The sequence below is a fragment of the Acerihabitans sp. TG2 genome (genome assembly GCF_035013185.1).
Lineage (GTDB): Bacteria > Pseudomonadota > Gammaproteobacteria > Enterobacterales > Enterobacteriaceae > Acerihabitans.
In genome coordinates this window covers 362,969-388,526 of sequence record NZ_JAYGJO010000001.1, presented here as the reverse complement: position 1 = coordinate 388,526, position 25,558 = coordinate 362,969, and the positions used below count along the sequence as shown (strand labels likewise).

General features: G+C 53.8%; 23 protein-coding genes. 17 read left to right on the top strand and 6 right to left on the bottom strand.

From position 1 onward, the window contains the following. Positions 1–1,079 precede the first annotated feature (1,079 nt). Positions 1,080–2,660, top strand: a complete 1,581-nt coding sequence (locus tag SJI19_RS01720) for a TerC family protein (protein WP_323476518.1) — start codon at positions 1,080–1,082, stop codon at positions 2,658–2,660. Between the two features lie 64 nt (positions 2,661–2,724). On the opposite strand, the gene asmA is transcribed toward SJI19_RS01720, so the two are convergent. The 3 genes from asmA to udk all read right to left on the bottom strand — a co-directional run bounded on the left by asmA (position 2,725) and on the right by udk (position 5,915). Continuing rightward, complete coding sequence (gene asmA / locus SJI19_RS01715; protein ID WP_323476517.1) at positions 2,725–4,557, bottom strand: outer membrane assembly protein AsmA; 1,833 nt, start codon at positions 4,555–4,557, stop codon at positions 2,725–2,727. A 45-nt stretch (positions 4,558–4,602) separates the two neighbouring features. Continuing rightward, the gene (gene dcd, locus SJI19_RS01710; RefSeq protein ID WP_323476516.1) at positions 4,603–5,184 is read right to left on the bottom strand and encodes a dCTP deaminase; all 582 of its coding nucleotides are present in this window, start codon (positions 5,182–5,184) and stop codon (positions 4,603–4,605) included. A gap of 89 nt (positions 5,185–5,273) precedes the next feature. Then, entirely contained in the window at positions 5,274–5,915 is a 642-nt protein-coding gene (gene udk, locus SJI19_RS01705) for a uridine kinase (RefSeq protein WP_323476515.1), read from the bottom strand. A 271-nt stretch (positions 5,916–6,186) separates the two neighbouring features. Here udk and SJI19_RS01700 point away from each other — a divergent pair, with 271 nt between their 5' ends. Continuing rightward, the gene (locus SJI19_RS01700) at positions 6,187–6,858 is read left to right on the top strand and encodes a phosphatase PAP2 family protein (RefSeq protein WP_323476514.1); all 672 of its coding nucleotides are present in this window, start codon (positions 6,187–6,189) and stop codon (positions 6,856–6,858) included. Positions 6,859–6,861: 3 nt separating this feature from the next. Here SJI19_RS01700 and SJI19_RS01695 read toward each other — a convergent pair whose 3' ends face one another. Both SJI19_RS01695 and SJI19_RS01690 read right to left on the bottom strand, forming a co-directional pair. Next, positions 6,862–8,394 carry an MFS transporter gene (locus SJI19_RS01695; RefSeq protein ID WP_323476513.1) on the bottom strand — a complete coding sequence of 511 codons (1,533 nt, stop codon included), beginning with the start codon at positions 8,392–8,394 and terminating at the stop codon, positions 6,862–6,864. Positions 8,395–8,421: 27 nt separating this feature from the next. Further along, the gene (locus tag SJI19_RS01690) at positions 8,422–9,630 is read right to left on the bottom strand and encodes an aspartate transaminase (protein ID WP_323476512.1); all 1,209 of its coding nucleotides are present in this window, start codon (positions 9,628–9,630) and stop codon (positions 8,422–8,424) included. Between the two features lie 291 nt (positions 9,631–9,921). Between SJI19_RS01690 and nac the strand changes: the two genes are divergently transcribed. The 12 genes from nac (at position 9,922) to SJI19_RS01630 (ending at position 21,112) form a co-directional block, all read left to right on the top strand. Next, a complete protein-coding gene (gene nac / locus SJI19_RS01685) occupies positions 9,922–10,842 on the top strand; it encodes a nitrogen assimilation transcriptional regulator NAC (RefSeq protein WP_323476511.1) in 921 nt (306 codons plus the stop codon). A 131-nt stretch (positions 10,843–10,973) separates the two neighbouring features. After that, a complete protein-coding gene (pxpB, locus tag SJI19_RS01680) occupies positions 10,974–11,645 on the top strand; it encodes a 5-oxoprolinase subunit PxpB (RefSeq protein WP_323476510.1) in 672 nt (223 codons plus the stop codon). After that, on the top strand, positions 11,642–12,610 hold the full coding sequence (locus SJI19_RS01675) for a biotin-dependent carboxyltransferase family protein (RefSeq protein ID WP_323476509.1): 969 nt from the start codon (positions 11,642–11,644) through the stop codon (positions 12,608–12,610). The genes pxpB and SJI19_RS01675 overlap by 4 nt, the downstream gene beginning before the upstream one ends. Before the next feature lie 23 nt (positions 12,611–12,633). After that, positions 12,634–13,101: a hypothetical protein gene (locus SJI19_RS01670; RefSeq protein ID WP_323476508.1), complete on the top strand. Its 468-nt coding sequence runs from the start codon at positions 12,634–12,636 to the stop codon at positions 13,099–13,101. A gap of 10 nt (positions 13,102–13,111) precedes the next feature. Beyond that, the gene (locus SJI19_RS01665) at positions 13,112–13,879 is read left to right on the top strand and encodes a 5-oxoprolinase subunit PxpA (protein WP_323476507.1); all 768 of its coding nucleotides are present in this window, start codon (positions 13,112–13,114) and stop codon (positions 13,877–13,879) included. Between the two features lie 137 nt (positions 13,880–14,016). Then, a complete protein-coding gene (locus tag SJI19_RS01660; protein WP_323476506.1) occupies positions 14,017–14,769 on the top strand; it encodes an SDR family oxidoreductase in 753 nt (250 codons plus the stop codon). Between the two features lie 36 nt (positions 14,770–14,805). Continuing rightward, the gene (locus SJI19_RS01655) at positions 14,806–15,507 is read left to right on the top strand and encodes an amino acid ABC transporter permease (protein ID WP_323476505.1); all 702 of its coding nucleotides are present in this window, start codon (positions 14,806–14,808) and stop codon (positions 15,505–15,507) included. A gap of 5 nt (positions 15,508–15,512) precedes the next feature. After that, positions 15,513–16,256, top strand: coding sequence for an amino acid ABC transporter permease (locus SJI19_RS01650; protein ID WP_323476504.1), 744 nt, complete (start codon positions 15,513–15,515; stop codon positions 16,254–16,256). An 18-nt stretch (positions 16,257–16,274) separates the two neighbouring features. Beyond that, positions 16,275–17,012 carry an amino acid ABC transporter ATP-binding protein gene (locus tag SJI19_RS01645; RefSeq protein ID WP_323476503.1) on the top strand — a complete coding sequence of 246 codons (738 nt, stop codon included), beginning with the start codon at positions 16,275–16,277 and terminating at the stop codon, positions 17,010–17,012. A 37-nt stretch (positions 17,013–17,049) separates the two neighbouring features. Further along, positions 17,050–17,892, top strand: coding sequence for an ABC transporter substrate-binding protein (locus tag SJI19_RS01640; protein WP_323476502.1), 843 nt, complete (start codon positions 17,050–17,052; stop codon positions 17,890–17,892). A gap of 154 nt (positions 17,893–18,046) precedes the next feature. Then, the gene (locus SJI19_RS01635; RefSeq protein ID WP_323476501.1) at positions 18,047–19,717 is read left to right on the top strand and encodes an alkaline phosphatase family protein; all 1,671 of its coding nucleotides are present in this window, start codon (positions 18,047–18,049) and stop codon (positions 19,715–19,717) included. Positions 19,718–19,738: 21 nt separating this feature from the next. After that, complete coding sequence (locus SJI19_RS01630; protein ID WP_323476500.1) at positions 19,739–21,112, top strand: cytochrome-c peroxidase; 1,374 nt, start codon at positions 19,739–19,741, stop codon at positions 21,110–21,112. A 44-nt stretch (positions 21,113–21,156) separates the two neighbouring features. On the opposite strand, the gene SJI19_RS01625 is transcribed toward SJI19_RS01630, so the two are convergent. Further along, positions 21,157–22,665: a SulP family inorganic anion transporter gene (locus SJI19_RS01625; RefSeq protein WP_323476499.1), complete on the bottom strand. Its 1,509-nt coding sequence runs from the start codon at positions 22,663–22,665 to the stop codon at positions 21,157–21,159. Between the two features lie 301 nt (positions 22,666–22,966). Between SJI19_RS01625 and SJI19_RS01620 the strand changes: the two genes are divergently transcribed. The 3 genes from SJI19_RS01620 to SJI19_RS01610 all read left to right on the top strand — a co-directional run bounded on the left by SJI19_RS01620 (position 22,967) and on the right by SJI19_RS01610 (position 25,551). Beyond that, the gene (locus SJI19_RS01620; protein ID WP_323476498.1) at positions 22,967–23,185 is read left to right on the top strand and encodes a YdgH/BhsA/McbA-like domain containing protein; all 219 of its coding nucleotides are present in this window, start codon (positions 22,967–22,969) and stop codon (positions 23,183–23,185) included. A 268-nt stretch (positions 23,186–23,453) separates the two neighbouring features. Further along, entirely contained in the window at positions 23,454–24,449 is a 996-nt protein-coding gene (locus SJI19_RS01615; protein WP_323476497.1) for a sugar kinase, read from the top strand. Positions 24,450–24,570: 121 nt separating this feature from the next. Beyond that, positions 24,571–25,551, top strand: a complete 981-nt coding sequence (locus tag SJI19_RS01610; RefSeq protein ID WP_323476496.1) for an NAD(P)-dependent oxidoreductase — start codon at positions 24,571–24,573, stop codon at positions 25,549–25,551. Positions 25,552–25,558 lie beyond the last annotated feature (7 nt).

Sequence of the window (25,558 nt, the reverse complement as noted above, 5' to 3'; positions counted from 1 at the left end):
TTTCGCCTTTCGCAAGGTATTAATGCCAAAAAAAAAGCCCCAAAACGTAGCGCCGTTCATTTCGTCTGTTGTTAACTCTGCCAGTGTGGTGTTTTTGTCGCCAAATCCGGCACCTCATCATTACTTTTGTTAAATCTAATTGACCAAAAACCGTTTCCAAACACCATACTTAACAAGATTATAACGCGTTCATGCATGTGAAAAATGTGAAATTTGCGTATTTTATCCGCAATTTTATATCCCGCGCGGCGTAAATCGTTTCATTAGCCGCAGGGCTGTATGGCCGCCCCTGCCTGGCGAGCAAAAAATTTTTGAAAAAAACCTTTTTTAGCCTAAAGGTTTTTACCTGCTGGTCGATATAGTTCTCACTGATAACTATATAGGATTAAAACATTAGGCCACATCACCTGAGTTGATAGCCGGTGTCTATTAAAGACGCTTGTATTTATACAGACTGCCTTTTGTTCCCAGCGATGTTTTGGGGCATCATTGCACAGCTAACCGGCCTTTCATAGCGTCGCGGTGAACTGCGCGCTGAATTTGTTGTCCCCCCACGCTACCGCCCTTGGCTTGTAGCTACCAATGCACTGGCAATTTTTGTTCATTATCTGGACGATTTCTGCTGTTTGGTGGTTTGCGTTAGGCTGCACAGTGTTAACAATGTCACAATTCGACACTTAATTGATCACGTTTTAACCCATAATCATATAACTGGCACAACATATGCCTCATCATTGTTATACTAATTATTAATCACCGCTTTACAAGGTTTCAATACCTCTTGCCCTGTGTTTTAGGAATAAGACTACCCGTTTTAGGGTGCCATCTCAGAATCGTCTGTTTTTTTTGTTTTTTTTCATTAGATTTTTCAATGTGATCTGTTTGAGAAATAACAAAATCTTATTCTTTAGGTCAACCGCGTTGTCTCTGGCCTGGCGCAGGTTTTTTAACATTATCAGACCAACTACATAATATCCATGTTGCAATGTTTTAAGGTAGAATTAATTGTTGAACTTTAGCCATGTGTAACATCCTTTTTTTTTAGGGGGATAGTTGCTGATAAAGGTAAAATTTTGCTAATGGAATGGATTGCTGATCCTACCCTTTGGGCGGGTCTGGCTACGTTAATCGTGTTGGAGCTGGTATTAGGCATCGATAATTTGGTGTTTATTGCCATTCTGGCTGAGAAGTTACCGCCCAGTCTGCGCGATCGCGCGCGGATTGTGGGTCTGGCGTTGGCGCTGGTGATGCGTCTGTTACTGCTGGCATCGATGTCTTGGTTGGTGTCGTTAACCTCCCCGCTGTTCAGCGCGCTTGGACAGCCCTTCAGCGCCCGCGATCTGATCATGCTTACGGGTGGTGTGTTTTTGATTTTCAAGGCCACGATGGAGCTTAACGAGCGTTTAGAAGGCAACGATGAAGAGCTTCAGACGCAGCGTAAGGGCGCACGCTTTTGGCCGGTGGTGACGCAGATCGTTATTTTGGATGCGGTATTCTCCATTGATTCGGTGATTACCGCCGTGGGTATGGTGGACCATCTGGCAGTCATGATGGCGGCGGTAGTGGTGGCCATTGGCGTGATGATGGCGGCCAGTAAAGTGCTGACCCGTTTTATCAATGCCCACCCGACCATTGTTATCTTATGTTTAAGTTTTTTGCTGATGATTGGGTTTAGCCTGGTGGCCGATGGTTTTGGTTATCATATTCCCAAAGGGTATCTGTATGCCGCCATCGGTTTTTCAGTGGCCATCGAGTCGTTGAACCAGTTGGCGCAATATAATCGGCGGCGGTTTTTATCTTCTGCACGTCCGTTGCGCCAGCGCACCGCCGAAGCGGTGTTGCGTCTGCTTAACGGGCAGCATGAGGAGGCGCAGCTCGATCCGCAAACCTCGGCGCTGGTGGCGGATAACGAAGGTCATGGCCAGGCGGTGTTTAACGAGCAGGAGCGGCGCATGATTGAACGGGTGTTGGGCATGGCCCAGCGTACCGTCAGTAGCGTGATGACCTCACGTCATGATATCGAACATATTGATTTACGTGATCCGCCCGAGGTCATTATTCCTTTGTTGGAAAACAACCAACATACTCGCTTGGTGGTCACCGAAGACAATACCTCTAACGAGCCGTTGGGGGTGGTGCATGTGATTGATTTGCTCACTCAGCAGTTGCAGCAGCAACCGTTAAATATCCGTTCGCTGATTCGCCAGCCGTTGGTGTTTCCCGAGCAACTCTCTTTGCTGATGGCGCTGGAGCAGTTTCGCGTTGCCCATACCCATTTTGCGTTTATCGTCGACGAGTTTGGTTCGGTGGAGGGTATTATTACCCTGAGCGACGTGATGGAGACCATCGCCGGCAACCTGCCGTTGGAGAACGAGGAGATTGACCCGCGCCACGATATCGTGTTGCACGAAGACGGCACGCTAACGGTAAACGGCTATTTGCCGCTGGAAGATCTGGTGGGTTATATCAATATCGAACTCGACGATCGGCGTGAGTACCATACGCTGGCCGGTCTGTTGATGGAACATACCCAGGCGATCCCCGCTGAAGGTGATCGCCTGGATATTGACGGCTATCAATTTGAGATTCTACAGGTAGACAGCCACCGGATCCTCAAAGTGAAGATCACGCCGGTTAGCGCACCGGAATACGAAGTCTAACACTGCGGAGGTGGGTTAACGCACTTTGACCGCAGGCCCGGGGTTGCCGGGCCTGCGGTGGGATTTAGAGTTTTTCCATCAGTTTTTGCAGATTTTTATTTTGCGGATGTTGCTGGTTTTTTTGCGCCCAGGCGTCAAGGCGTTTTTTCAGCTCGTCCTGTAGCCGGTCGCGCAGCAGTTGGTCGACATGCAACTGGTAGCTGAGATTATCCCAAGGGCCATAGACCCGCAACGGGATATCGGTGCTGGCCAGCGCTTCGGTGATCTCCGGTTGCCCTTGCCAGCCTTTGAGTACCCGGATAGTGAGGTTAACATCGCACTGCCGACCCGGCAGGTCCAGGCTGCCACTGCCGTTTAGCGTCATCAGATCGGATTGCCCCGTCAGATTATCCAAGCGTAATGTGCCTTGTTTCAGTGTGGCCTGGGCATGTAGCAATTTTACCATTGAGAAGGTGTCATCATTGCGCTCGACGGAGACATTGTTATTGCTGCGCGCCACAGCACGCTGAATCAGTTGCTTAATATTCAACCCTTCCAACCGGGCGTTCTCCAGGCGCATCTCGCCGGCCCCACGCCAGTTTTGTGCAAAGTCGGCCACGGTAAAGGTTTGTCCAGTCAGTTGCCCTTCCACCGACAGCAGTCCGTCGAGGGTTTGTGGCAACGCAAACGCGTGTAGCAAGGGCCCCAAAGCCACCTGTTTCAAGATCGGGTGCAGTTCAAAATGCGGTTGTTTGCCGGTGGTATCCACGCTACCCGGCAGGCTGAATTCGCCGTTGCCGAGTTTGCCGCTCAGGGTGTTGAACGCCAGATGCCCATGGCGATTGTCGGCCTGGGTTTTAAAATCAGTAATATTCAGGCCGTGGTAAATCACCCGTTGCGCTGTCAGTTTTAGTTGGCCGTCGAAGCCGTTTAACGGCGATGCCGACGACGCCTGATCAAGGTCGGCAATGACCGGTTTGCCGCTGGCGGTAGGCAATGAATGCGGATTATCCTGATCGCCCTGAGTAAAACCCATTAGCGTATCTAGATTCAATGTGCCGGCATTCAGGTCAAGCTGATAAACCGGCGTCACCCCCAACGTGGCACTGGCCTGGCCGCTGAGTTGACTGTCGTTGGCGCTAAATTGAAGGTGGGTTATCGCCAGTGTCCGGTTGGTCGCAGAATATTCCGCACTCAATTTACCCTCGCCCTTGATACCTTCGGCAGGCAGGCCAGATCCATGCAGTTCATAGTCAACGCTGTCCAAACTGGCGGAGAGCTGGCGCGGATACTGGCTGAGGTCGGTTTTGGCATGCAACGAGACCGTCAGGTCACGCTGGTCGCGGTTAATCCGGCTGGAGAACGAGATGCTGGCCTGACGGTGAGCGCTTTGCTCCATATCCAGGTTGAGGTCACGTAAGTTAATCTGTTCGTTGGGCTGGCGCTGCCAAATCAGCAGGCTATCGGCCACTTTCAGGCTGGCGATGTCAAATGACCATTGGCGATGATCCGAGGTGTCGCTCGCGCCGGCAGGGGCGATCGGCGCATCCTTCGGCCGTTGGGCTTCGCTGTCGGGCGTGATGGTGATCACCGCCCCTTTGAGCATCACCTGTTTTACCGCCAGTTGATGCGACAGCAGCGGCCATAGGCGCACATCCAGGCGCATATTTTCTGCACTGATCACCGGTACCCGGGCTCCCGGCGCGGTGAGCGTCATGCGCCCGGCCAGGATACTTAACTGCGGCCAGGCGTGCCAACGCAGGTCGCCATCCAGTTTCAGTTGATAACCACTACGCTGCTCAACCTTGGTTATCATGTAGTTACGAAAATCGTTGGGATTTATCAGCACCACCAGTGCGGTTACGCCGCACACCAGTACTGCTAGCAAAATGACCAGCGTCGTCAGAAGTCGTCTCATGCAGTCCTCATGTCTATTGCTTGCGATGCACAGCCCGTGACGGAATTAATCCTCATCAATCCGACTGCCGGCCGCGCCCTGCTGGTTGCGATATTTCGCATCCTCCCGCCGGTTGTAGGGGCGGGCGGCATGGCCGCTTAGGGGTTCGAAGCTTAATGCTCCGATCAACATACCCGGTCGCAGCGCCAGCGGCAACTTACCTGAATTATAGAACTCCAGCACGATTCTGCCCTGCCAGCCGGGGTCGATGCGGTGTGCTGTGACATGGACCATCAGGCCAAGACGCGCCAACGAGGAGCGGCCATCGAGCCAACCCACCAGATTATCCGGCAGAGTGACGGTTTCCAGGGTGACGGCCAAGGCCAGTTCGGCGGGGTGTAAATAGAACGCGCCACCTTCCGGCAGGACGATTTCGTCACTCATGACCCGATCCAACGCCGCCGTGACGTCTTCTTTCGGTCCGCTCAGATCGATAAACGCGGCGGTATGGCCCTGAAATACCCTGAATTGATTGCCCAGACGGACATCCACCGTGGCACCGTTGATCCTTTCCATCGGTGGACGTGGGTTGATAACCAACCTGCCATCATCCAGCCACGCCTCGATATCGCTGTCGCACAGTCTCATTGTATTCTCCATACGCGTTTTTTTGGAATGGGCCTCTGGTCATCGCGCCCTTGGCATCTTGCCCAGGCCGTTGACGTTTACCCGTGATATTATTCAAAAAATTGACTGATTTTGGCCTTTAAAATGTCGATCGCAATGCGATTTTTGCCCCCGCGCGGCACGATGATATCGGCATATTGCTTTGAGGGTTCGATAAATTGCAAAAACATCGGTCGTACCGTTTTCCGATATTGTTCCATCACCGATTCCATGGCGCGACCGCGCTCGTTAACATCGCGTTTCATGCGCCTGAGCAGGCAAATATCCAACGGGGCATCGACAAAAATCGAGAAATTCATTTCGTCGCGCAAGCGCATATCGGTTAACAGTAGGATCCCTTCGAGAATGATCACTTTTTTGGGCGCCAGGTGGACAGTTTCCGGCCGGCGAGTGTGCTCGACATAACTGTAGACCGGCACTTCAATCGCCTGGCCTGCCTTGAGCATCAATAAATGCTGGTAGAGCAGGTCATGATCCATCGAGCTGGGGTGATCGTAGTTGGTTTTGACCCGCTCGCTCATGGTCAGGTGGTTTTGATCCTGATAATAGCTGTCTTCCGGAATGATGCCGATATGTTCGTCGCCGACCTGCTCACGTAATTCCTGGTAAAGCGTGCTGGCAATCAGGCTTTTGCCAGAGGCGGATGCGCCGGCAATGCCGATTATGACGCACTGGTGAGGCTTGTCAGTCATACAATAAATGGCCTGGTCTAAAAATGGAGGGGTTGCGCCGGTGTGGCGCCTATGCCGCGGCAATTATAGTGTGCCAGGGAATTTGACGCCAGCACTTGCGCACCGCCAGTCGGCCCAATAGGCCTGTATCACACTTTTTACTGCGATTAGGATCACAGGTTTAAGATTATTCAGGCTGGAGCAATCTGCCCACATTGCGTAAACTGAGCGATTGAGGGCCATTTACGCGGTATTGGCTTCCCCTGTTTTTTTACTTAATGAGTGGCTTTTGATGAATTGGCACTGGCTTACGTTTTTTGGCGATAGCATGCTGTTACTGCCCTGCGCAGCCCTGATTGTCATCTTGTTATTATGGAAAGCCGATACCCGCCGTACTTGCTGGCAGTGGTTGTTGCTGTTTGGCACGGCCGGGTCGATAGTGGTGGTGTCCAAGCTGGCCTTTATGGGCTGGGGCATCGGCAGCCGGCGGTTGGATTTCACCGGTTTTAGTGGTCATTCCGCATTATCCGCCAGTATCTGGCCGGTGATGATCTGGATTTTAACCAGCCGCGCGCCCCGTGTGCTGCGACTGGCAGCGGTGGCCGGCGGTTATGGCCTGGCGTTGGCGGTGGGCGTCTCTCGTGTGGTGATCCATGCCCATTCGGTGTCGGAAGTGATTGCCGGCCTGACCTTGGGATTTGCCATCAGCAGCTCATTTCTGTTGCTGCAATATGCGCGGCACACCCAGATTCATCACCTGTCTTATGGGCAGTTAACCGCCGTGCTGCTGTTGCCGCTGCTGCTGGTGATCCAGGGTAAAAAAGCCCCCACCCAAGGTCTGTTGGAATCGATTGCCGCCACGGTGGCGCCAGGGGGACGGGTGTATACCCGAGCGGATTTGTATGCTAAAGATCCCACGCCCGACGGACAACATAACGATGCGGTGTCGATCGTCGCACAATAATGGTCACGATGTCGGCTGGCGCGATGCCTGCGGCGACACTAACACAATGTTCGATAAGCGGTAGGTGATGCCTGCCGCAACCATCGCGATGACGGCGCAAATAAACAGGCTGGCGTCAATGGCGGTGATCAACGCATGACGCGCAAAAACCATCTCCCCCGTCGCCGTTTTTTCCACCATCCCGAGCAACTTGCCCGGGTCGGACCAACGGTCTGCGGCGTCTTCGCCCAGGGTCTGGCGTAATAGCCCGTGATAAAGCATATTCAGCAGTAAGCTGGTAGCCGCCGTGCCAAGCAGTCCACCGACTAACCGAAACGATTGCAACAGCGCGGTGGCGATACCCAAGTGCTCACGTGGTGCCAAGGTTTGGGTAAAGAGGGTGAGATTGAGCAAAATAAAACCGAGCCCGCTGCCACACATCAGCATCAGCAACAACAACTGCACGAAACTTGCCCTGGCACCACAGAGTGCCAGTCCAATACAGGCCGCCGCAAGCAACAAGAATCCCGATACCGGCAGCAGCGCCGGGTTGCGTAGTCGGGTCACGATACGCCCGTTAATGATGGCGCCGAGGGTAATACTGACCCCTAGCGGGGTGAGTAACCAGGCCGCTTGTTGGGCCGAATAGCCATAACCTCCTTGGAACAGCAGTGGGGCAAAATAGAGCAAGGTAAACATCACCGCCCCTGCCAACGTCGAGAGGATAAACAGTTGTCGCACGGTGCTCGGAACAAACAGGCTAGGTGGCAATAGCGGTGATGCCGCGCGTTTTTGCTGGCCGATCAACCCCAGGAATGACAGTAATGAGGCGAATACCCACGCTATCACCCCTAGCTCATTCATGTGTGTTGACATGCCGGTGATGCCTAACTGTAGACTGCCGAGCAACAGCATCACCAATAGCGCGCCCAACCAATCAAGTTGAATATTGTGCTGTTGCAATGGCTTAATATACGGTAGATAACGCCACGCCATCACTAAGGCCAGTAGACCACAAGGCACATTGAGGTAGAACACCGAACGCCAGCCATACTGTTCGGTGAGTATGCCACCGAGCGTCGGCCCCAGCGCATTCACGACACTGAATGCACTACTGAGCAAAATTTGCCAACGCAGTCTGCGGCGCACCTCAGGGAAAAGTTCGGGGATGCACGCAAATGCGGTGCCGATCAACATGCCGCCACCGATGCCTTGCAACGCGCGCCAGAGTACCAACATCAGCATGTCGTTTGCTTGAGCACACAATAACGACGCCAGGGTAAACACCAGCGTGGCGGTTATCACAAAATACTTGCGTCCGAAATAGTCCCCTAACCGACCAAAAATGGGTACCGTCACGATCGAGGTTAATAGATAACCGGTTGCCAGCCAGGCGTACCAATCAAAGCCACCCAAATCGGCCACAATATAGGGCATGGTATTGCCGATGACGGTTTGGTCGAGGGCCGATAACATTAACGTTAACGACAACCCCAGCATGGCCAACAGCGCGCGGCGAAAGTTTAACGCCTCAGGGGGGACTATTTTAGACATCATGTTTTCTCGATAATACCGTATCTGGACTCAACACAATTGGGCTAGTGCACGCGCCATGCGGTTGGCGCCTTCGAGCAGGGTGTCGATATCGGTGGCGATGGATAACCGGAAATACGGGGAAATGCCGTATGCCGCACCGGGAACGACGGCCACCCCTTCGCTTTCCAGCAAATAGAGCACCACATCATTGTCATTATTTAAGCGTATGCCCTGCGGGGTCTGACGTCCGATCATGCCTGCGCAGTTCACATACAAATAAAACGCGCCGTCAGGTGGTTGGCAGGTCAGACCAGGAATACTGTTGATCGCATCGACCATCTGATCACGGCGTTGGCGATAGGTTTCGCGGCTTTGCTCAATAAAATCGGTCCCGCTGTTCAACGCTGCCACGGCTGCCGCCTGGCTGACGGAACAGGCATTACTGGTGGACTGAGATTGCAAGGTGCCCATGGCGGTAATCAAGGCCTCAGGCCCGGCGGCATAACCAATCCGCCAGCCGGTCATGGCGTAGGTTTTTGACACCCCGTTGACCACCAAGGTGCGATCCGCTAACCCAGGTTCAATCGCCAATAGATGGTTAGGTGTGCTGCGGTCAAAACGGATGTGCTCGTAGATATCATCCGTCATGATCGCCAGCGTCGGGTGTTCCATCAACACGTCAGCCAGTGCGCGCAATTCCTGGTCGGAATAACTCGCACCACTTGGATTGCTGGGCGAATTTAACAATAACCAACGACACTCTGGCGTGATGGCGGCACGCAGTTGCTCAGCCGTCAGCTTAAACCCATGCTCCTGCTGGCAAGGGATGATCACGGGTTGACCGTCGCAAGCCATGACCATATCGGGGTAAGAGACCCAGTACGGGGCCGGGATCAGGACCTTATCACCAGGTTCAAGGGTGGCCGCCAGTGCATTAAAAATCGCGCTTTTGGCCCCGCAGGTGACAATAATGTTGTTTGCGGTAAAACTCAGGTGATTTTCACGCATAAATTTATCGGCAATAGCCTGGCGCAGTATCGGTGTACCATTATTTTGCGTGTAGCGCGTTTCCCCCTGCTCTATCGCCGCACAAGCCGCCCGGCGTATAACCTCTGGTGTATCGAAATCGGGTTCACCGGTCACCAGATTAACAATTGACTTACCCTCACGCCGCAAAGCGTTGGCCCGGTCGGCCGCCGTGCTGCTGGGTGAGGTTTTTATGCGGGTAATGCGTGAAGCGATACGGATTGCACTCATAACGTGCTCCTGATGCGGTGTGGATTGAAAATACGGTAATGGAGAGTCTGGATATCGCGCTAAGAGGAGTTCGTTCTGGTTCAATCGCGTTGGCTTATGGATAGGCGTCAGCGATAGCTAAAATGCATCATAGCTGTGCAGGAATGCTCGTCGCACCGCCAGATGAAGTTAATGAAAATATTATATAATCACTTATTTACAATAGGTTATATTGATTTTTAACGAGACATGCTGACGACTGGCTTGATAATTGCTAATGATGAGTATGTATTGGTTATCAAGGACATCATCATGAATCTCAGGCGACTTAAGTACTTTGTGAAAATTGTCGATATCGGCAGTTTGACGCAGGCGGCTGATATTCTGCATATTGCTCAGCCGGCGTTGAGTCAGCAGTTGGCCACACTGGAGAGTGAAGTCAAGCAGCAGTTGCTGATCCGCACCAAGCGCGGCGTCACGCCCACCGATGCCGGGCAAATTCTCTATACCCATGCCCAGGCGATTTTGCGCCAGTGTGAGCGAGCGCAAAGCGCGATTGACGGCTCGGCGCTGCTGTTATCCGGCACGGTGTCGGTGGGATTGGCGCCAGGTACAGCGGCCTCTTTGTTGGCCCTGCCGCTGTTTGAGGCCGTAAAACAGCAACACCCGGGCATTTTACTCTATTACAACGAGAATTTTGGTACCACGCTGAGTGAACTGATCATGAGTGGCCGCATGGACATGGCCGTGCTGTATGGCAATCGTGATATTCACGGTCTGTCATTTATTTCCTTGATGAAAGAGGACCTGTATCTGGTGAACAGTTCTCAGGCCCCACAGGTTGGCAATACGGTCAGTCTTGAACAGGTGGCTAAATACGACCTGTTTTTGCCGCAGACTTACAACTATATGCGCAAAGTGGTGGATGAAGCCTTCAGCTCCCGTGGCCTGGTCGGGCATGTGGTGTGTGAAATCGAATCCGTCACCACACTGACGGCAGCGGTTGCCAGCGGCCATGGCGCGACCGTATTACCTGAATCTGCCGCACGTGCGCTGCTCGGGCCCGCCGGTGCCTGGATGGCAAAAATCATCAATCCGGGCATTCAGGCACCGCTGTCATTTTGTTCATCCGATCATCTTCCCTTGTCGCAGCCGGCACAGGCAGTGAAAAAAATCTTACTGTCGTTGATGGCCGAACGCACCACCGATAACCGCCCCTTGGCCTTGGTGTAACCCTCGGTAATAAGCCACGCTTATTACCACACAACAAAAGCCTCTTAGTGACCGGTTAAACGGCACGATACAGTGCCGCTAACACGCACAATACTTCCCTGAGCCATAATCAGGGGTGATAAGAGGTAACGATGGACCTTGCGCAACAGTGGGACACCCCGCAATTGAGCTTGTTAGGTACGCGGGCGTTATTATTTGAAGCGCCAGGCCCCTTAGGACTGGAGAACCAGCAACGTATATGGGCGTTGGCCGACTATGCCAACGGTCTGCCGGAGCTTGCCGAGTCGGTACCCGGCATGAATAATCTGATGTTGGTATTTACCACCCTACCTGCAGAACCAGAACAGCTGTTTAGACAACTGCTTGTGCAGTGGGCACGTGATGAACGTAAGACACTACAGGGAAAAACGGTTGAGCTGTCGGTGTTTTATGGTGGCGAATTGGGCCCACATCTGCTTGATGTGGCCGAGCACAGCGGCCTGAGTGTCAGTGACGTGGTCGCCTGTCACAGCGCCCCGCTTTATCCGGTATATGCCCTTGGCAGCCACCCCGGTTATTGTTACCTCGGCAATATGGATCCCCGCATCGCCACCCCGCGGCGCCAAACACCCTTAATGAGCATTCCCGGCGGCGCCGTGTCCATCGGCGGACTACAAACCGGGGTTTCCGCCTCGGCGGGCCCCAGCGGTTGGAATACCATCGGTCATACGGATTTTATCTTCTTTGATGCCGGCGCTCGCCCACCGGTCACCCTGCTGCCGGGTGACAACGTGGTATTTAAAGCGGTAGGAGTGCGCGCATGATTGTGATTGAAAAAACCACGCCGCTGAGCAGTGTGCAAGATCTCGGGCGCACCGGCAGCCTGCACTATGGGGTCGGCACCGCTGGCGTGATGGATCCATTGGCCTTGCAATTGGGTAACGCGATGCTCGGCAATGTCCCCAATGCTGCGGCGATTGAAATTCCACTGTTTCCGTTCCAAGTGCGTTTTATGGACGACTGCTGTTTTGCCGTGACTGGCCATGATGGCCGGGTGATGCTCGACGATGTGATGTTGCCTTTCTGGTGGAGCGCACAAGCGCGTAAGGGGCAGCGTTTGACGCTGCATGCCTCTCGCCGCACCACCCGCGCCTATTTGCATTTGCCTGGGGGGGTCGATGTCCCGGCGGTGCTGGGTTCGCGCAGCACTCAGCTGCGGGGTGAATTTGGCGGCTTCCAGGGGCGAGGTTTACACCAGGGCGATCGGCTGTACGCCATCGAACCTAAACAGGCCGGTCCCGTGGATTTCGGCATTATGCCGCCGTGGTATGGACTGGGTGTCGCCGACACACCGGTCCCCCTGATCCGGGTGTTGCCGGCGGCGGAATACGGTATTTTCACCGAAGATTCGTGCCAGGCATTTTGGCTTCAAGCGTGGCAAATTACGCCACAGAGCAACCGCTATGGCTACCGTTTATCGGGTCAGCCGCTGATAGCCAAAGCACCGCTGGAGATGCGTTCGCACGGCATCGTTCCCGGAGTGATTCAGATACCACACAACGGCCAGCCAATTATCCAAATGCGCGATGCACAGCCCAGCGGCGGTTATCCCAAATTCGGCACCGTGATCGATGCCGACATGTGGGTGTTGGGGCAAATTCCGGTCGGCAGCCTGGTCCGTTTTATTCAGGTCAGTTATCAACAAGCCCGTGTTGCCGACGCTCAACAGCAGGCTTATCTGCAAAAAGTGATCGCGCAAATTGACTGCCACCGACGTTATGCAGGTTAATCCCGGGTTTTGGAGAGTATGTGATGTTAGCTATTGCTGAACTACGCCAGATTGCGCTGAAGATGAACCGTTCTGGTTTGCACGATATTGAAATCGCTGGCCATCACTACCGGGTACATCTGCGCTGTGATCCCACGCAACCCATGGTGATGTCCACCAGCACAGCTTTCCCTGCGGCGATGCCTGCGGGCGCTGCGCTAGCCAGCGCCGCCACGCCTCTTGCCCAGGCGACGGTCACCGCAACTGTCACGGCAACTGTCACGGCACAACGGCCGGGTATTATCTGGTTTACCCATCCGCTCAACGACCAGATGATCGCCAAAACAGGGGCCACGATCTGCGCCGGAGACATGATTGCCTTGCTCGGTATCGGCCAGCTATTGCTGCCGGTGTATAGCCCGGAATCGGGCATAGTGCAGCGGCAGTGCGTCACCAATGGCACCGTTGTGGAATTCGGTACTGAACTCATCGCCCTGTCTCAGGGGCAATAAGGAGAACCAGATGAAAATTATCGATCTTAACGCCGATCTCGGCGAGGGGTTTGGCGATTACCGTATCGCGGATGATAACGCGTTAATGCCATTAATTTCCTCGGCCAATGTCGCCTGCGGTTTCCATGCCGGTGACGCGGCTATCATGGCCAACAGCGTGGTGTTGGCCAAGCAGTTCCAGGTTGATTTGGGCGCCCATGTGGGTTTTCCCGATTTGCTCGGTTTTGGCCGTCGCCGCATGCACATCGATACCGATACCCTGGCACATTATGTGACGTATCAACTGGGCGCGCTGGCGGGTTTTGCCCGAGCGGCAGATTACCCGATGACCCATATGAGTTTTCACGGGGCGTTAGGCAATATGGCAGCGGAGGATGCCCAACTGGCATTGCCGTTGTTAAGCGCAGTAAAAGCCTTCGACGCCACGCTGATCATCAGTACCACCGCCGGCAATGCCGTTGAACAGATGGCTCGAGAACTGGGGTTTAGGGTCGCGACCACCTTCTTGGCGGATCGGGCCTATGACCGCAAGGGCATGCTGGTGAGGCGCGGTTTACCTGGCGCGGTGATCCACGATCTGCAACTGGTTAGCCAAAGGGTCATCCGTCTGCTAACGCAAGGCACCGTGCAAACCATTGAAGGAGAGGTGCTCAATATGCAGGTTACCTCAGTCCTGTTGCATGGCGATACCCAAGGCGCACTGGCGCTGGCCAAACAATTACGCCAGGACATTGAAGGGATTGGGGTAAAAATCGTGCCGATTTCACAGCATAGGTGATCATGCGCGGGTACCCATAAGACAGCCTTATTGCCACACAGGCTTTCTGTCTTATCGCCCCCCAAGATTACTGGTTACAGTCATTTTATTCGTATTTCCGCCGGTGGGTTTGCTCGGCAACTATCAAGGAAAACACTATGCCATTTTCAGATTATAAAACCGCGCTGGTCACCGGGGCCTCCGCCGGTCTGGGTGAAGCGATCGTTGAGCGTTTTTGTCGCGAAGGCCTCACGGTGCACGCCGTTGCACGGCGCCATGACCAATTGGCGCAATTGGCTGAACGTACAGGTTGTATCCCACACGTGTTGGATATCTCCGACACCGAGGCCTTAACCGAGCTCTGTAAAGGACTCGACATTGATATTCTGGTGAATAACGCCGGGGTTTCCCGTTCGGGTTCTCTGCTGGATTCCGATGCAGACGGTATCGACAGCCAGGTGGATGTTAACCTGCGCGCGGTACTGCATTTAACCCGGTTGTTGGTCCCGGGCATGGTTAAGCGTGACTGCGGCCACGTGATCAACATCTCTTCTATTGCCGGGGTATACAACTTCAACGGCAACACCATCTACCACGCGACCAAAGCTGCGGTGCACATGTTATCACGCCAGCTGCGGATCGATGTCTACGGTAAACGCGTGCGGGTGACCGAGATTTGTCCGGGCCGGGTGGCGACGGAGATCTTCGGTAATGTACTGGGCGATGCTGAAGAAGCGCGCAGACGCTATATCGATGGTTTTGAGTTACCGCTGGCCAAGGATGTTGCCGATGCGGTGTCCTTTAGCATTGCGGCACCGATTGCGGTGAATATTGGGCACATTGAACTCACGCCAACCTTGCAAGTGCCGGGCGGGCTGTCGACGATGCGTCCGGATGATACTACCTCGTGAGAAACTGGCGGTGTCGTTAATGTGGAAGGAAGGCTGATGAACAATACGCTTGATTTTGGTGTGGTTTTGCATGGGCAGTACGGCGCGATGCTGTTATCCGGCATCAAGTTGACATTACAATTGGCCCTTGGCTCCTGGCTCTTGGCCATGGCGCTGGCCGTACTATTGGTGTTGCTGCGCCTGGCTAACAAGCGGGTGACCACCGCCCTGGTCGCCGTCTATGTCTCTTATCACCGCAATGTACCCACGTTAATCCAGCTGATGATCTGGTATTTTGCCATTCCGACGCTGTTGCCTGCATCAGTACAAATCTGGTTGAACAATTTCAATAGTGAGTTTGTGTTCTCGCTTACCGCTTTAGGTTTATGCCAGGCGGCCTACTTCTGTGAAGATATTCGCAGCGGATTGCGCGCCATTCCTAGTGGTCAAACTGAAGCTGCACGGGCGCTGGGCATGGGGTATATCCGTTCCATGCGCTGGGTGATTTTGCCGCAAAGCATACGCAACGCGCTACCCGCATTGATCAACCATACGGTACTACTGTTCAAGAATACCAGCCTGGCGATGGTGATTGGCGTGGCGGAACTGACCTATGCCACGCGTGAGATTGAAAACTATACCTTCCGTACTTTCGAAGTGTACCTGATCTCCTCTGTTGCCTATCTGGCCTGCTCGCTGCTGTTGATGGGCGCCGGCGCGATTCTGGCGCAGCGGTATCAGCGCGCGTTGGCGAGGTAAACGACATGTTCGATTTTTTTTCGATAATTCAGCAAAACTGGATGCTGTTCCTGGTAGGCCAATATCCTAATGGGCCCTTAGGCGGGATTGCCTGTACCTTGGTGCTGTCTTTGCTCGCCATGCTGTTTGCGTTGCCAGTGGGGTTAGTGTTGGGCATGGCCCGGGTCTCTCCCTTTCGTTGGCTGCGCTATTTTGCCGCCTCCTGGGTGTACATATTGCGCGGTATTCCGCTGGTCATGGTGGTGTTCTGGACTTACTTTTGCGTTCCGCTGCTACTCGGTCGCAACGTCGACGGATTCACCACCATGCTGTGTACCTTGGTGGTGTATGAAAGCGCCTATATTGCCGAGATTGTGCGTGCGGGCATTCAGGCACTGCCATCGGGCCAGTATGAAGCAGCCCGTGCGATGGGGATGAGTTACCTCAAGGCTTTTCGTCTGATTATCTTGCCACAGGCACTGTTTAACATGTTGCCCAGTATGATAAGCCAGCTGGTATCGATCATCAAAGACAGTACGTTGGGTTATGTCATCAATGTTCAGGAACTGACGTTCGCCGCCAATCAGGTCAATAATCAGCTACTCACCAAGCCCTTTGCCGTTTTTGCGATTGTCGCCCTGAGTTATTACATCATTTGTTTCAGTTTGACGGCGCTTGCCAGTCACATGGAACAAAGAATTGCCCGAAAACGCCTGAGTTCGCCGTCCTCCGGCACGGCAAAAGCCGCCCTCTTAACCCCAAAATCTTAATTCAATAGGAGTGACCGGATGATTCCGATGATTATGTTTAACCGGGTCAACAAATGGTATGGCGAATATCAGGCGCTTACCGACCTGAGCGCGGAAATCAAGAGCGGCGAGGTGGTGGTGGTGTGCGGACCCTCCGGTTCAGGTAAATCCACCCTGATCCGCACGGTTAATCGTCTGGAACCTATCGAAGAAGGTCAAATTTTGTTCGACGGCCACGATATTCATGGTACCAGTACCCGATTGAACCATCTGCGCACCCGCATTGGGTTTGTGTTCCAAAGCTTTAACCTGTTTCCCCACATTTCGGTGCTGGATAATATTATGTTATCCCCTTTAAAGGTACTGGGGCTACGTCGCGCTGAGGTTCATAAGCACGCGCTGGAACTGCTTGAGCGTGTGGGGCTGTCGCATAAGGCTAATGCCTATCCGGCCCAACTTTCCGGTGGCCAACAGCAGCGGGTTGCCATCGCCCGGGCCTTGGCGATGAAACCCCCGGTAATGCTGTTTGACGAACCGACCAGCGCCCTGGATCCGGAAATGGTGGGCGAAGTATTAAGCGTTATGCGCGGTCTGGCGCAAGACGGCATGACCATGATGTGCGTTACCCATGAAATGAACTTTGCGCGTGAGGTTGCTGATACCGTTTGGTTTATGGACGAAGGACGGATTTTGGAACAAGCACCGCCTGAGCAATTTTTTACCCGCCCACAGCACCCACGGGCACAACGTTTCCTGGCAGACCTGCGCCAACACTGATTCTATCGCCTGTTTTGCACTATTGGAGCACCATGATATGAAAAACGTAAATAAATTAAGTGTGGTATTGCTTGCGGTACCGTTGCTATTGACCGCATTACCTTCTCTGGCCAACATGCTGTCGGATATTCAGGGACGTGGCGTACTCAACTGTGGCGTTTACTCAGACGTTCCGCCATTTTCCTCACCAGACGTTAAAACCCGCAAACTGGTGGGCATGGATGTGGATTTATGTGGCGCATTGGCCAAACAGATGGGGGTGAAACTCAATCTGATGCCGGTATCCGTCGAGGCGCGCATCGCGGTGCTGACCACCGGCCGGGTTGATGTATTGGTGGCTAATTTGGCGTATACCAAGACCCGCGCCGCGCAAATTCAATTCAGCGATCCCTATTATATCGCCAAAGAGGTATTGGTGGTGAAAAGTGTTGATGCTGACAAAACCAGGGCAGACTTTAAAGGGAAACGTATCAGCGCGACTAAAGGTTCAACATCGGAACAATCCATCCGTATGGCGGACGCCAAACCCGTGACGTTCCAAGATACCGCCTCCGCCTATTTGGCATTGCAGCAGAACAAATCGGTCGGTTTTGTCACTAACAATATGACGGCCACTAAGCTGGTGATGCAGGCCAAAAAAGATGGCGTCAACTTGGCCATTATCAAAGAACCTATGGCCTTGGAACCGATTGCGGTGGGGTTAAAACAAGGGGAACCGGCGTTATTGGCGAAAGTGAATAGCAGCCTTTACGCCATGGATGCTGCTGGCGAGATCGACCAGATATGGAATCGCTGGATTGGCCCTGATACCGATTATAAAATGGTGCGTGCTGAAAAAGTACAACCTTTGGCCAGCTTGAAGTTTGTCCCACTGGAATAAAATACCAACCGACAATGCTACTGTATTCAGTACATTGTCATGTTTTTGTCATGGTTGGATGATATATCCCATAGTGGTTTTATCCTCGGTGCCACGGTTCACCCATCAGTTGAACCGTGGTAAACACCCTTAAACTCGCCATGGGCCATTACGCATGTTTTCACGCGCTTTTGTGTTTACCCTTTCAAGCGTCGCGACAGTGCTGTCATTGTGCGCGATCGCCAACGCCGATAACAGCCCCCTGTCGGTACAAGACCAATTGGTCACCGCCACGCCAGTCAAGCATCTGGTGGTGATTTATAATGAGAACGTTTCATTCGACCACTATTTCGCAACGTACCCAAAAGCCACCAATCCTCCGGGCGAACCGCGTTTCACTGCCGCGGCTGATACGCCGAGGGTGAATGGTTTGCGTGGTGCCTTACTGAGCGCCAACCCCAACGCAACCAATACCGAAAACGGTGCGGGCGCGGTTAACCCGTTCCGATTGGATCGCAGTCAGGCCGCCACGGCCGATCAGAGTCATGCCTATACCGCAGAGCAACAGGCCTATCACAATGGCGCCAGCGATTTGTTTCCTAAATATACCGGCAAGGGGTCGAAGGGAGGCGCCGGGGCCTTTGGCACCACCGGCCTGGTCATGGGTTATTATGATGGTAATACCGTGACGGCGCTGTGGAACTATGCGCAACATTATGCAATGAGTGATAACGCCTACACCGATACTTATGGCCCTTCGACGCCGGGGGCCCTGGAAGTGGTCTCCGGTCAGAATAACGGCGTGCAGTTGGTGAAGACCTCCTATACGCCATTTACCTTGGGCTCGCGCTCTTATTACATCAATGACGCGCAGGGCGGCTACACACTGATCAATGACGCTGATCCCGCCAACGACGTCTGCTCGAGCGCCACCGACCAGATTATGATGTCCGGCAAGAATATTGGCGACCTGCTCAACACCAAGCATATTACCTGGGGTGGTTTCATGGCCGGCTTTGACCTTTCAACGGTCAACGGTAACGGATCCACCGGCTGTAAACGCAATACCATCGCCCCGGCGGTTGGGCAAGCAACGGCTGATTACATTCCACACCACAACTGGTTCCAGTACTACGCCTCCACCGCCAATGCCCAGCACCTGCGACCAAGCTCGACGGCAGCCATTGGTTATAGCCTGGAATCGGATGGCAAAACCCCCGAGCCGGCCAATCACCAATACGATTCGGATGATTTTATTGCTGCGGTGAAATCGGGCAACTATCCGTCGGTGAGTTTTATTAAGGCTCCAGCCTATCAGGACGGCCATGCCGGTTATTCTGATCCACTTGATGAACAGGCATTCACCGCCAAAATCGTCAATTTTCTACAGCAGCAGCCCGACTGGAAAAATACGGCGGTTATTGTGGCATGGGATGACTCGGATGGTTGGTACGATCACGCGTATGCTACACCGACCAGTGCGTCGTTCGATGCACAGGCTGATCAGTTAAATGGCGCGGGCAAGTGCGGTTCTGGCAGCGTTGGGCTCGGGGTGAAGGGTGCGCCGGTCAATGGCCGCTGTGGTCCAGGCACCCGAATTCCGTTCTTGGTGATTTCGCCATGGGCTAAGGTGAATTATGTTGACCATACGCCGATCAGTCAGGCCTCGGTGGTGAAATTTATCGAAGATAACTGGCTGAATGGACAGCGCATCGGCGGCGGTTCGCTGGATGCCACGTCAGGCAGCATTATGGGTATGTTTAACCTCAGCGGCAGCGGTAATAACCCGACGGTGTTTGTCGATCCCAACTTGGGATCGGTAGTCTCCTCCGTACCGACGATTTAAGGTTGGGTTATCGAGGTGACAATGCGTAATGGAGGGCGCCTGCTGGTCGCGGTAACGGTGGTGGTTGCCGCATGCCTGGTCATGTGGGCGTTGTTTTACCCTGCCAACGTGTTAGCGCTGGCAGACTCAATAGTTGAGGACCTCAGCGGTGAGAACCCCCACCCTATCGTTCTGCTGCCTGCACCCGCCGCCCCTGAGCTCAGTGCGGTGGCACAGCTGGGTAAAAAGATTTTTTTCGATTCGACGCTGTCGGCGTCGGGTCAACGTTCTTGTGCCGCATGTCATAGCCCGGATCATGCCTATGGTCCGGCAAATGACCTTGCCGTTCAGTTAGGTGGGCCGACCCTGTCACAACCGGGCTTTCGGCCGCCACAATCCCTGATGTACCTCGCCCATCAGCCCAATTTCAGTATTGGACCGGACAGCGGTGAAGCCGACAGTCCGCCAGATTTAACCCTGCTCGCCAATCAGTCCGCTCACCTGGAGCGTGGGCAAAAAAATGCCGGCGTCACCCCAGCCGCCCCGGCGATGGTGCCACAAGGCGGATTATTCTGGGACGGTCGGGCGGATACCCTGCAGGCGCAGGCGTTGGGTCCCCTGTTTAATCCGGTGGAGATGGCCAATACCAGCATGGCCGAGGTTAAACAAAAGCTTGAACACAGCCCTTATAAAAATGATTTTGTTCAGTTATTTGGCCCACAGGTGTTCGACAACGCTACGCTTGCCGTGTCGGAGGCCATGTCAGCCGTCGCGCGTTACCAGGTTGAAGATCGATCATTTCACCCCTACTCCAGCAAATATGATTATTGGCTGGAAGGCAAGGCGCGCTTTAGCCAGTCCGAGATCCGTGGCATGCGTTTGTTTAATGACCCGAATAAGGCCAATTGTGCTGGATGTCACCTGTCGAAACCTGGCGCTGACGGACAACCGCCGATGTTCACGGATTATCAGTATGAAGCCCTGGGCGTACCGAGGAACCCCCGTCTGGCCGCCAACAAAAATCCTGCGTTCTTTGATATGGGCCTGTGTGGCCCCTTTCGCACCGACTTAAGCCAGCAGACGCAATACTGTGGCATGTTCCTGACACCCACCTTACGCAACGTGGCGACACGCAAGGTTTTTTTCCATAACGGTGTTTTTAGCTCGCTTGAGCAGGTGCTGGCATTTTACAATGAACGTAATACCGCCCCACAAAAATTCTATCCGCGCGACCCAGCCGGTCACCTCCAGCGCTATAACGATCTGCCGATACAGTTTCAGGGCAACATCGATACGAAAGATGCACCATTTGACCGGAAGTTCGGTGACCCGCCGGCCATGACCGAGCGAGATATACGCGACATCATTGCGTTTCTCAAGACCTTAAATGATGGCTATCAGGGCGATATCAAATAAATCACCCGTTTGGCCACATCTGGTTATTCAACAATACCTAAGGTTCATTGATCGAAGTTTCCGGTCAGGCGACGATGAAAATCACTGCTTCGCACATCTAATCCTTCAAAAATGACCTTGGCATGATGGCGTTGATAGCGATATTCGATACCATCAAGCGCAGCCACCGTGGAGGCATCCCAAATTTGTGCATGCGTGAGGTCGATAATCACCCGCTTGGGATCGTGTCCATACTCGAAATGCTCAAACAGGTCGTTACTGCTCGCAAAAAACAGCGGCCCACGCACGGTATAACGTACGCTTTCGCCATCATCACTTAACTCACGCTCGGTATGAATAACGTGCGCGATACGGCGAGCAAACAGGATCATGGCAACAATCACGCCGGCCAGGACCCCTAATGCCAGGTTACTGGTCCATACCGTGACGACTACGGTGAGGACCATCACCAGGGTTTCTGACCACGGCATGCGTTTAAGCGTAGCGGGTTGCAGGCTATGCCAGTTAACGGTTTTTAACGCGACCACAACCATGATTCCGGCCAATACCACCATCGGGATCTGGGCTAACAGTTTACTGGAGCCGGTGACCAGCAGCAGCAGCACCGCCGCTGCCGCCACGGTGGACACACGGCTACGCGCTCTGCCCAGCTCCACATTGACGATCGTCTGACCAATCATGGCACAACCGGCCGTGCCACCATAAAAGCCCGCAAGAATGTTGCCAACGCCGAGGCCCCAGGATTCACGACGCTTGCTGGAAGGCGTATCGGTAATGTCATCGACCAGTTTGGCGGTTAACAATGATTCCATCAGGCCAACAAAAGCGATACTTAACGCCGTCGGCCAGACGATGTGCAAGGTTTGTGCATTCAACGGAACCAGCAACTGGGTGAGGCCGGGCAAACCGGCGCTCATCGGCCCTTCATCGCCCACATTGGGTAATCTGTAGCCCATCAGCAGCGCCACGCCGGTCACCACGGCGATGGCGATAAGCGGCGAGGGCACGACCTTGAGAACGCGCGGCAGCAGCAAAACAATCAGCAACGTCAGGACAAACATCACCCAGACAAAGCTCGACTGCCCCCAGACGTGAGGCACCTGAGCGAAAAATATCAGGATCCCCAGCGCGTTGACAAAGCCAATCATCACCGATCGCGGGATATAACGCATCATGCGTGACAGTCCCGTTAGCCCAAATAAAATTTGAACTGTCCCGCCCAGCACCACCGCAGGAAAAATATATTCGACGCCGTGGGCATGCACCATCGGACCAATCACCAGGGCCACAGAACCTGCTGCTGCAGACACCATCGCCGGACGTCCGCCCAGAATAGACAACGTCAGACACAGGACAATCGATGCGATCAAACTGACTTTCGGATCAACACCCGCAATGACAGAAAATGAAATCACCTCAGGGATCAGTGCCAACGCCGTGACAACGCCAGCAAGGCACTCGCGCGTCATGAGCCTGGGTGATTGCAAAACCTGCAACACGCGCAGTGGCTCGCCCGACTCACCTACGGGGGAAGGGTCATGAGTGTTATTCATAATAATTTTAGTCTCTTGTTGTTCATCGTTTTGTCTGTGGCTTACCCGCGTTGGGAAAAGAGGTAAAGGGACTGTTTACCGATAAATGGACGTCACCAATAAATGGACGTCACCGATAAAGGAAAGTGACCGATAAAGGAATGCCACCGGTAACTGAATACCGTGAGTAAATGAATGTCATTCTCGAATAAAATGTGACGTGGATCGCATTTTTTGTTAATCCGCTAATAGTAACTATGGTTATCATTACTCCATCGAAGGCACACAGCCTTCCACCAGAAAATTAAAAAGGATGTTAACCATGAAATTCATTAAATCACTGTCTGTTGCTGCCGTTGCCGCCTTGTCACTGATGTCATTCAATACCTTTGCTGACCAGAGCGTCTCCGTGACCTCGTCAACCCTGGACGGCGCCGAAGCCAAAATCGCCGCACAAGCCCAGCAACAAGGTGCCCAGTACAAAATTGTTGAAGCCAACACCAATAACCGTGTGCATATGACCGCTGAGTTGTACAAATAACGGAAGTTTGCCAAATAACGTCGTCAAAAAGGTCGCCCAACAGGCGGCCTTTTTTTTGTCCGACGATCACTAGCGCGTGTCGCGCTTGGACGGTGATGTTCTTCCCCACGTCTCCTGCTTCTCATTATCAATAAAATAGTGATCAACTTCAAACTTTTACGTACAAAGGATAGATTACTAATGGAACCGGTTCCATACTCTGTTCTAACGCGATTCCCCCTGCCGGCATTCCGGTTACAGGAGAACGGTTCATTTTAAGGAGTAATCTATGTCCGCAACCCCTCTGTCCGACACCGATCTGCAACCCCTTGATGTAGTGACTTTTGGCGAGGCAATGGCCATGTTTGTCGCCACCGAATCAGGTCATTTGGACCAAGTCGACCACTATGTCCGGCGCGCAGCAGGTGCCGAACTGAATGTCGCCATCGGTCTGGCCCGTTTGGGCATGACCTCTGGCTGGGTCAGCCGTGTGGGCAATGACGCCTTTGGCCGATTTATCCTGGCAACCTTGGCAAAAGAACGGGTGGATTGCCAGTCAGTGACCCTCGATCCGACCTTACCCACCGGTTTTCAGCTTAAGTCCAAAGCCACAGTTGGAACCGATCCCATTGTTGAGTATTATCGCAAAGGCTCCGCTGCTAGCCAGCTGTCGACGGCAGATTTTGACCCGAATTATTTTGGCCGGGCCAGGCATCTGCATCTGAGCGGGGTGGCGGCGGCGTTATCCGCGCAGTCCTATGAGCTGGCGGCCCATGCCGCGCAGTGGATGAAATTACACGGCAAGACGGTGTCGTTTGATCCTAATTTGCGACCGGTGCTGTGGCGCTCGCACCAGGAAATGGTTAGCCAGCTCAATAAGCTGGCTTTTAGTGCCGATTGGGTGCTGCCGGGGATCAATGAAGGTCTGATCCTCACCGGATTTGCCCAACCGGAGGCGATCGCCGATTTTTATCTGGCCGGCGGTGCACAGGCGGTGGTGATTAAAACCGGCGCCGATGGCGCATTTTATAAAACCGCGGCAGGACAATCTGGCGTGGTGCCGGCCATTAAGGTGGCCAAGGTGGTGGATACGGTGGGTGCCGGTGATGGGTTTGCCGTGGGTGTGGTCAGCGCCTTGCTCGAAGGTTTGCCGCTGCCTGAAGCGATTGTACGCGGTAACCATATCGGCGCGCTGGCGATCCAGGCCATCGGCGATAGCGAGGGATTGCCCGATCGCCAAGGTTTGGTCCGTGCCATGTCCGTAGCCGCCGCGTTGACCGCCTAGCCCACGTCCCCGCACCGGCGATTCAGCCGGCATAAGACGGCGAGAGATAGCCTGGGCCTGATATGTACGGCGGCCAGACACCGGCACCGTTTTATTTTGATTGCCACCATAAGGCATAACCATGAAACCGAACGTTGTATTGTATAAAAAAATTCCCACCGATCAGGTAGTGCGTCTACAGCATGCATTCAACCTGAGCCAGTTTGACGGCATGACTGCCGATAACCACCGGGAGGTGCTGGCCGCCCTGGCCCAGGCTGATGGCATGATTGGCGCCAGCCATCCTATCGGTGCGTCATTGCTCGATGCCGCGCCGCAGTTGCGCGCCATTTCCACTATTTCAGTTGGTTATGATCAGTTTAGCGTGCCGGACCTGACTCGTCGGGGCATCGCGCTGATGCATACGCCGGGGGTGTTAACCGAAACCACCGCCGATACCATTTTTACCTTGATCTTGACCAGCGCCCGCCGTGTCGTTGAACTGGCAGAGCTGGTTAAACAAGGCAAATGGCAGCACAGTATCGGCGAAGAGTATTACGGTACCGATGTTAACGGTAAGACTATCGGCATTCTCGGTATGGGACGGATCGGTTATGCGGTGGCCAAGCGGGCATTTTTGGGGTTTGGTATGCCGGTGATTTATTATAACGATGTAGCCAACCCGCAGGCAGAGACCCTTTTGCATGCACAGCGACGCAGTATGGATCAGGTGTTGGCCGAGGCGGATTTTGTTTGCGTGGTACTGCCACTGCTGCCGGAAACCGAAAAACTCATCGGTTATGCCCAATTACGTAAAATGAAGTCCAGCGCCATCTTGATTAATGGCTCGCGCGGCAAGATTGTGCATGAAACCGAACTGATTCAGGCGCTGCGCGAAGGGGTGATCCGTGCGGCCGGACTGGATGTGTTCGAACACGAACCGTTGCCGGCAAATTCGCCGCTGCTGACGCTGCCGAACGTGGTGGCCCTGCCACATATTGGCTCCGCCACCCACGAGACCCGCCATGCCATGGTCGCCTGTGCGGTGGACAACCTGATCGCAGCGTTGGCGGGCAATGTGACGGCAAATTGTGTTAATCCGACGGCGCTTGAGCGGCATTAATCCAATT

Excerpts from the sequence above, each read along its gene's own strand:
- SJI19_RS01720 (WP_323476518.1), top strand. The coding sequence starts at position 1,080 with ATGGAATGGATTGCTGATCCTACCCTTTGGGCGGGTCTGGCTACGTTA.
- asmA (WP_323476517.1), bottom strand. The coding sequence starts at position 4,557 with ATGAGACGACTTCTGACGACGCTGGTCATTTTGCTAGCAGTACTGGTG.
- dcd (WP_323476516.1), bottom strand. The coding sequence starts at position 5,184 with ATGAGACTGTGCGACAGCGATATCGAGGCGTGGCTGGATGATGGCAGG.
- udk (WP_323476515.1), bottom strand. The coding sequence starts at position 5,915 with ATGACTGACAAGCCTCACCAGTGCGTCATAATCGGCATTGCCGGCGCA.
- SJI19_RS01700 (WP_323476514.1), top strand. The coding sequence starts at position 6,187 with ATGAATTGGCACTGGCTTACGTTTTTTGGCGATAGCATGCTGTTACTG.
- SJI19_RS01695 (WP_323476513.1), bottom strand. The coding sequence starts at position 8,394 with ATGATGTCTAAAATAGTCCCCCCTGAGGCGTTAAACTTTCGCCGCGCG.
- SJI19_RS01690 (WP_323476512.1), bottom strand. The coding sequence starts at position 9,630 with ATGAGTGCAATCCGTATCGCTTCACGCATTACCCGCATAAAAACCTCA.
- nac (WP_323476511.1), top strand. The coding sequence starts at position 9,922 with ATGAATCTCAGGCGACTTAAGTACTTTGTGAAAATTGTCGATATCGGC.
- pxpB (WP_323476510.1), top strand. The coding sequence starts at position 10,974 with ATGGACCTTGCGCAACAGTGGGACACCCCGCAATTGAGCTTGTTAGGT.
- SJI19_RS01675 (WP_323476509.1), top strand. The coding sequence starts at position 11,642 with ATGATTGTGATTGAAAAAACCACGCCGCTGAGCAGTGTGCAAGATCTC.
- SJI19_RS01670 (WP_323476508.1), top strand. The coding sequence starts at position 12,634 with ATGTTAGCTATTGCTGAACTACGCCAGATTGCGCTGAAGATGAACCGT.
- SJI19_RS01665 (WP_323476507.1), top strand. The coding sequence starts at position 13,112 with ATGAAAATTATCGATCTTAACGCCGATCTCGGCGAGGGGTTTGGCGAT.
- SJI19_RS01660 (WP_323476506.1), top strand. The coding sequence starts at position 14,017 with ATGCCATTTTCAGATTATAAAACCGCGCTGGTCACCGGGGCCTCCGCC.
- SJI19_RS01655 (WP_323476505.1), top strand. The coding sequence starts at position 14,806 with ATGAACAATACGCTTGATTTTGGTGTGGTTTTGCATGGGCAGTACGGC.
- SJI19_RS01650 (WP_323476504.1), top strand. The coding sequence starts at position 15,513 with ATGTTCGATTTTTTTTCGATAATTCAGCAAAACTGGATGCTGTTCCTG.
- SJI19_RS01645 (WP_323476503.1), top strand. The coding sequence starts at position 16,275 with ATGATTCCGATGATTATGTTTAACCGGGTCAACAAATGGTATGGCGAA.
- SJI19_RS01640 (WP_323476502.1), top strand. The coding sequence starts at position 17,050 with ATGAAAAACGTAAATAAATTAAGTGTGGTATTGCTTGCGGTACCGTTG.
- SJI19_RS01635 (WP_323476501.1), top strand. The coding sequence starts at position 18,047 with ATGTTTTCACGCGCTTTTGTGTTTACCCTTTCAAGCGTCGCGACAGTG.
- SJI19_RS01630 (WP_323476500.1), top strand. The coding sequence starts at position 19,739 with ATGCGTAATGGAGGGCGCCTGCTGGTCGCGGTAACGGTGGTGGTTGCC.
- SJI19_RS01625 (WP_323476499.1), bottom strand. The coding sequence starts at position 22,665 with ATGAATAACACTCATGACCCTTCCCCCGTAGGTGAGTCGGGCGAGCCA.
- SJI19_RS01620 (WP_323476498.1), top strand. The coding sequence starts at position 22,967 with ATGAAATTCATTAAATCACTGTCTGTTGCTGCCGTTGCCGCCTTGTCA.
- SJI19_RS01615 (WP_323476497.1), top strand. The coding sequence starts at position 23,454 with ATGTCCGCAACCCCTCTGTCCGACACCGATCTGCAACCCCTTGATGTA.
- SJI19_RS01610 (WP_323476496.1), top strand. The coding sequence starts at position 24,571 with ATGAAACCGAACGTTGTATTGTATAAAAAAATTCCCACCGATCAGGTA.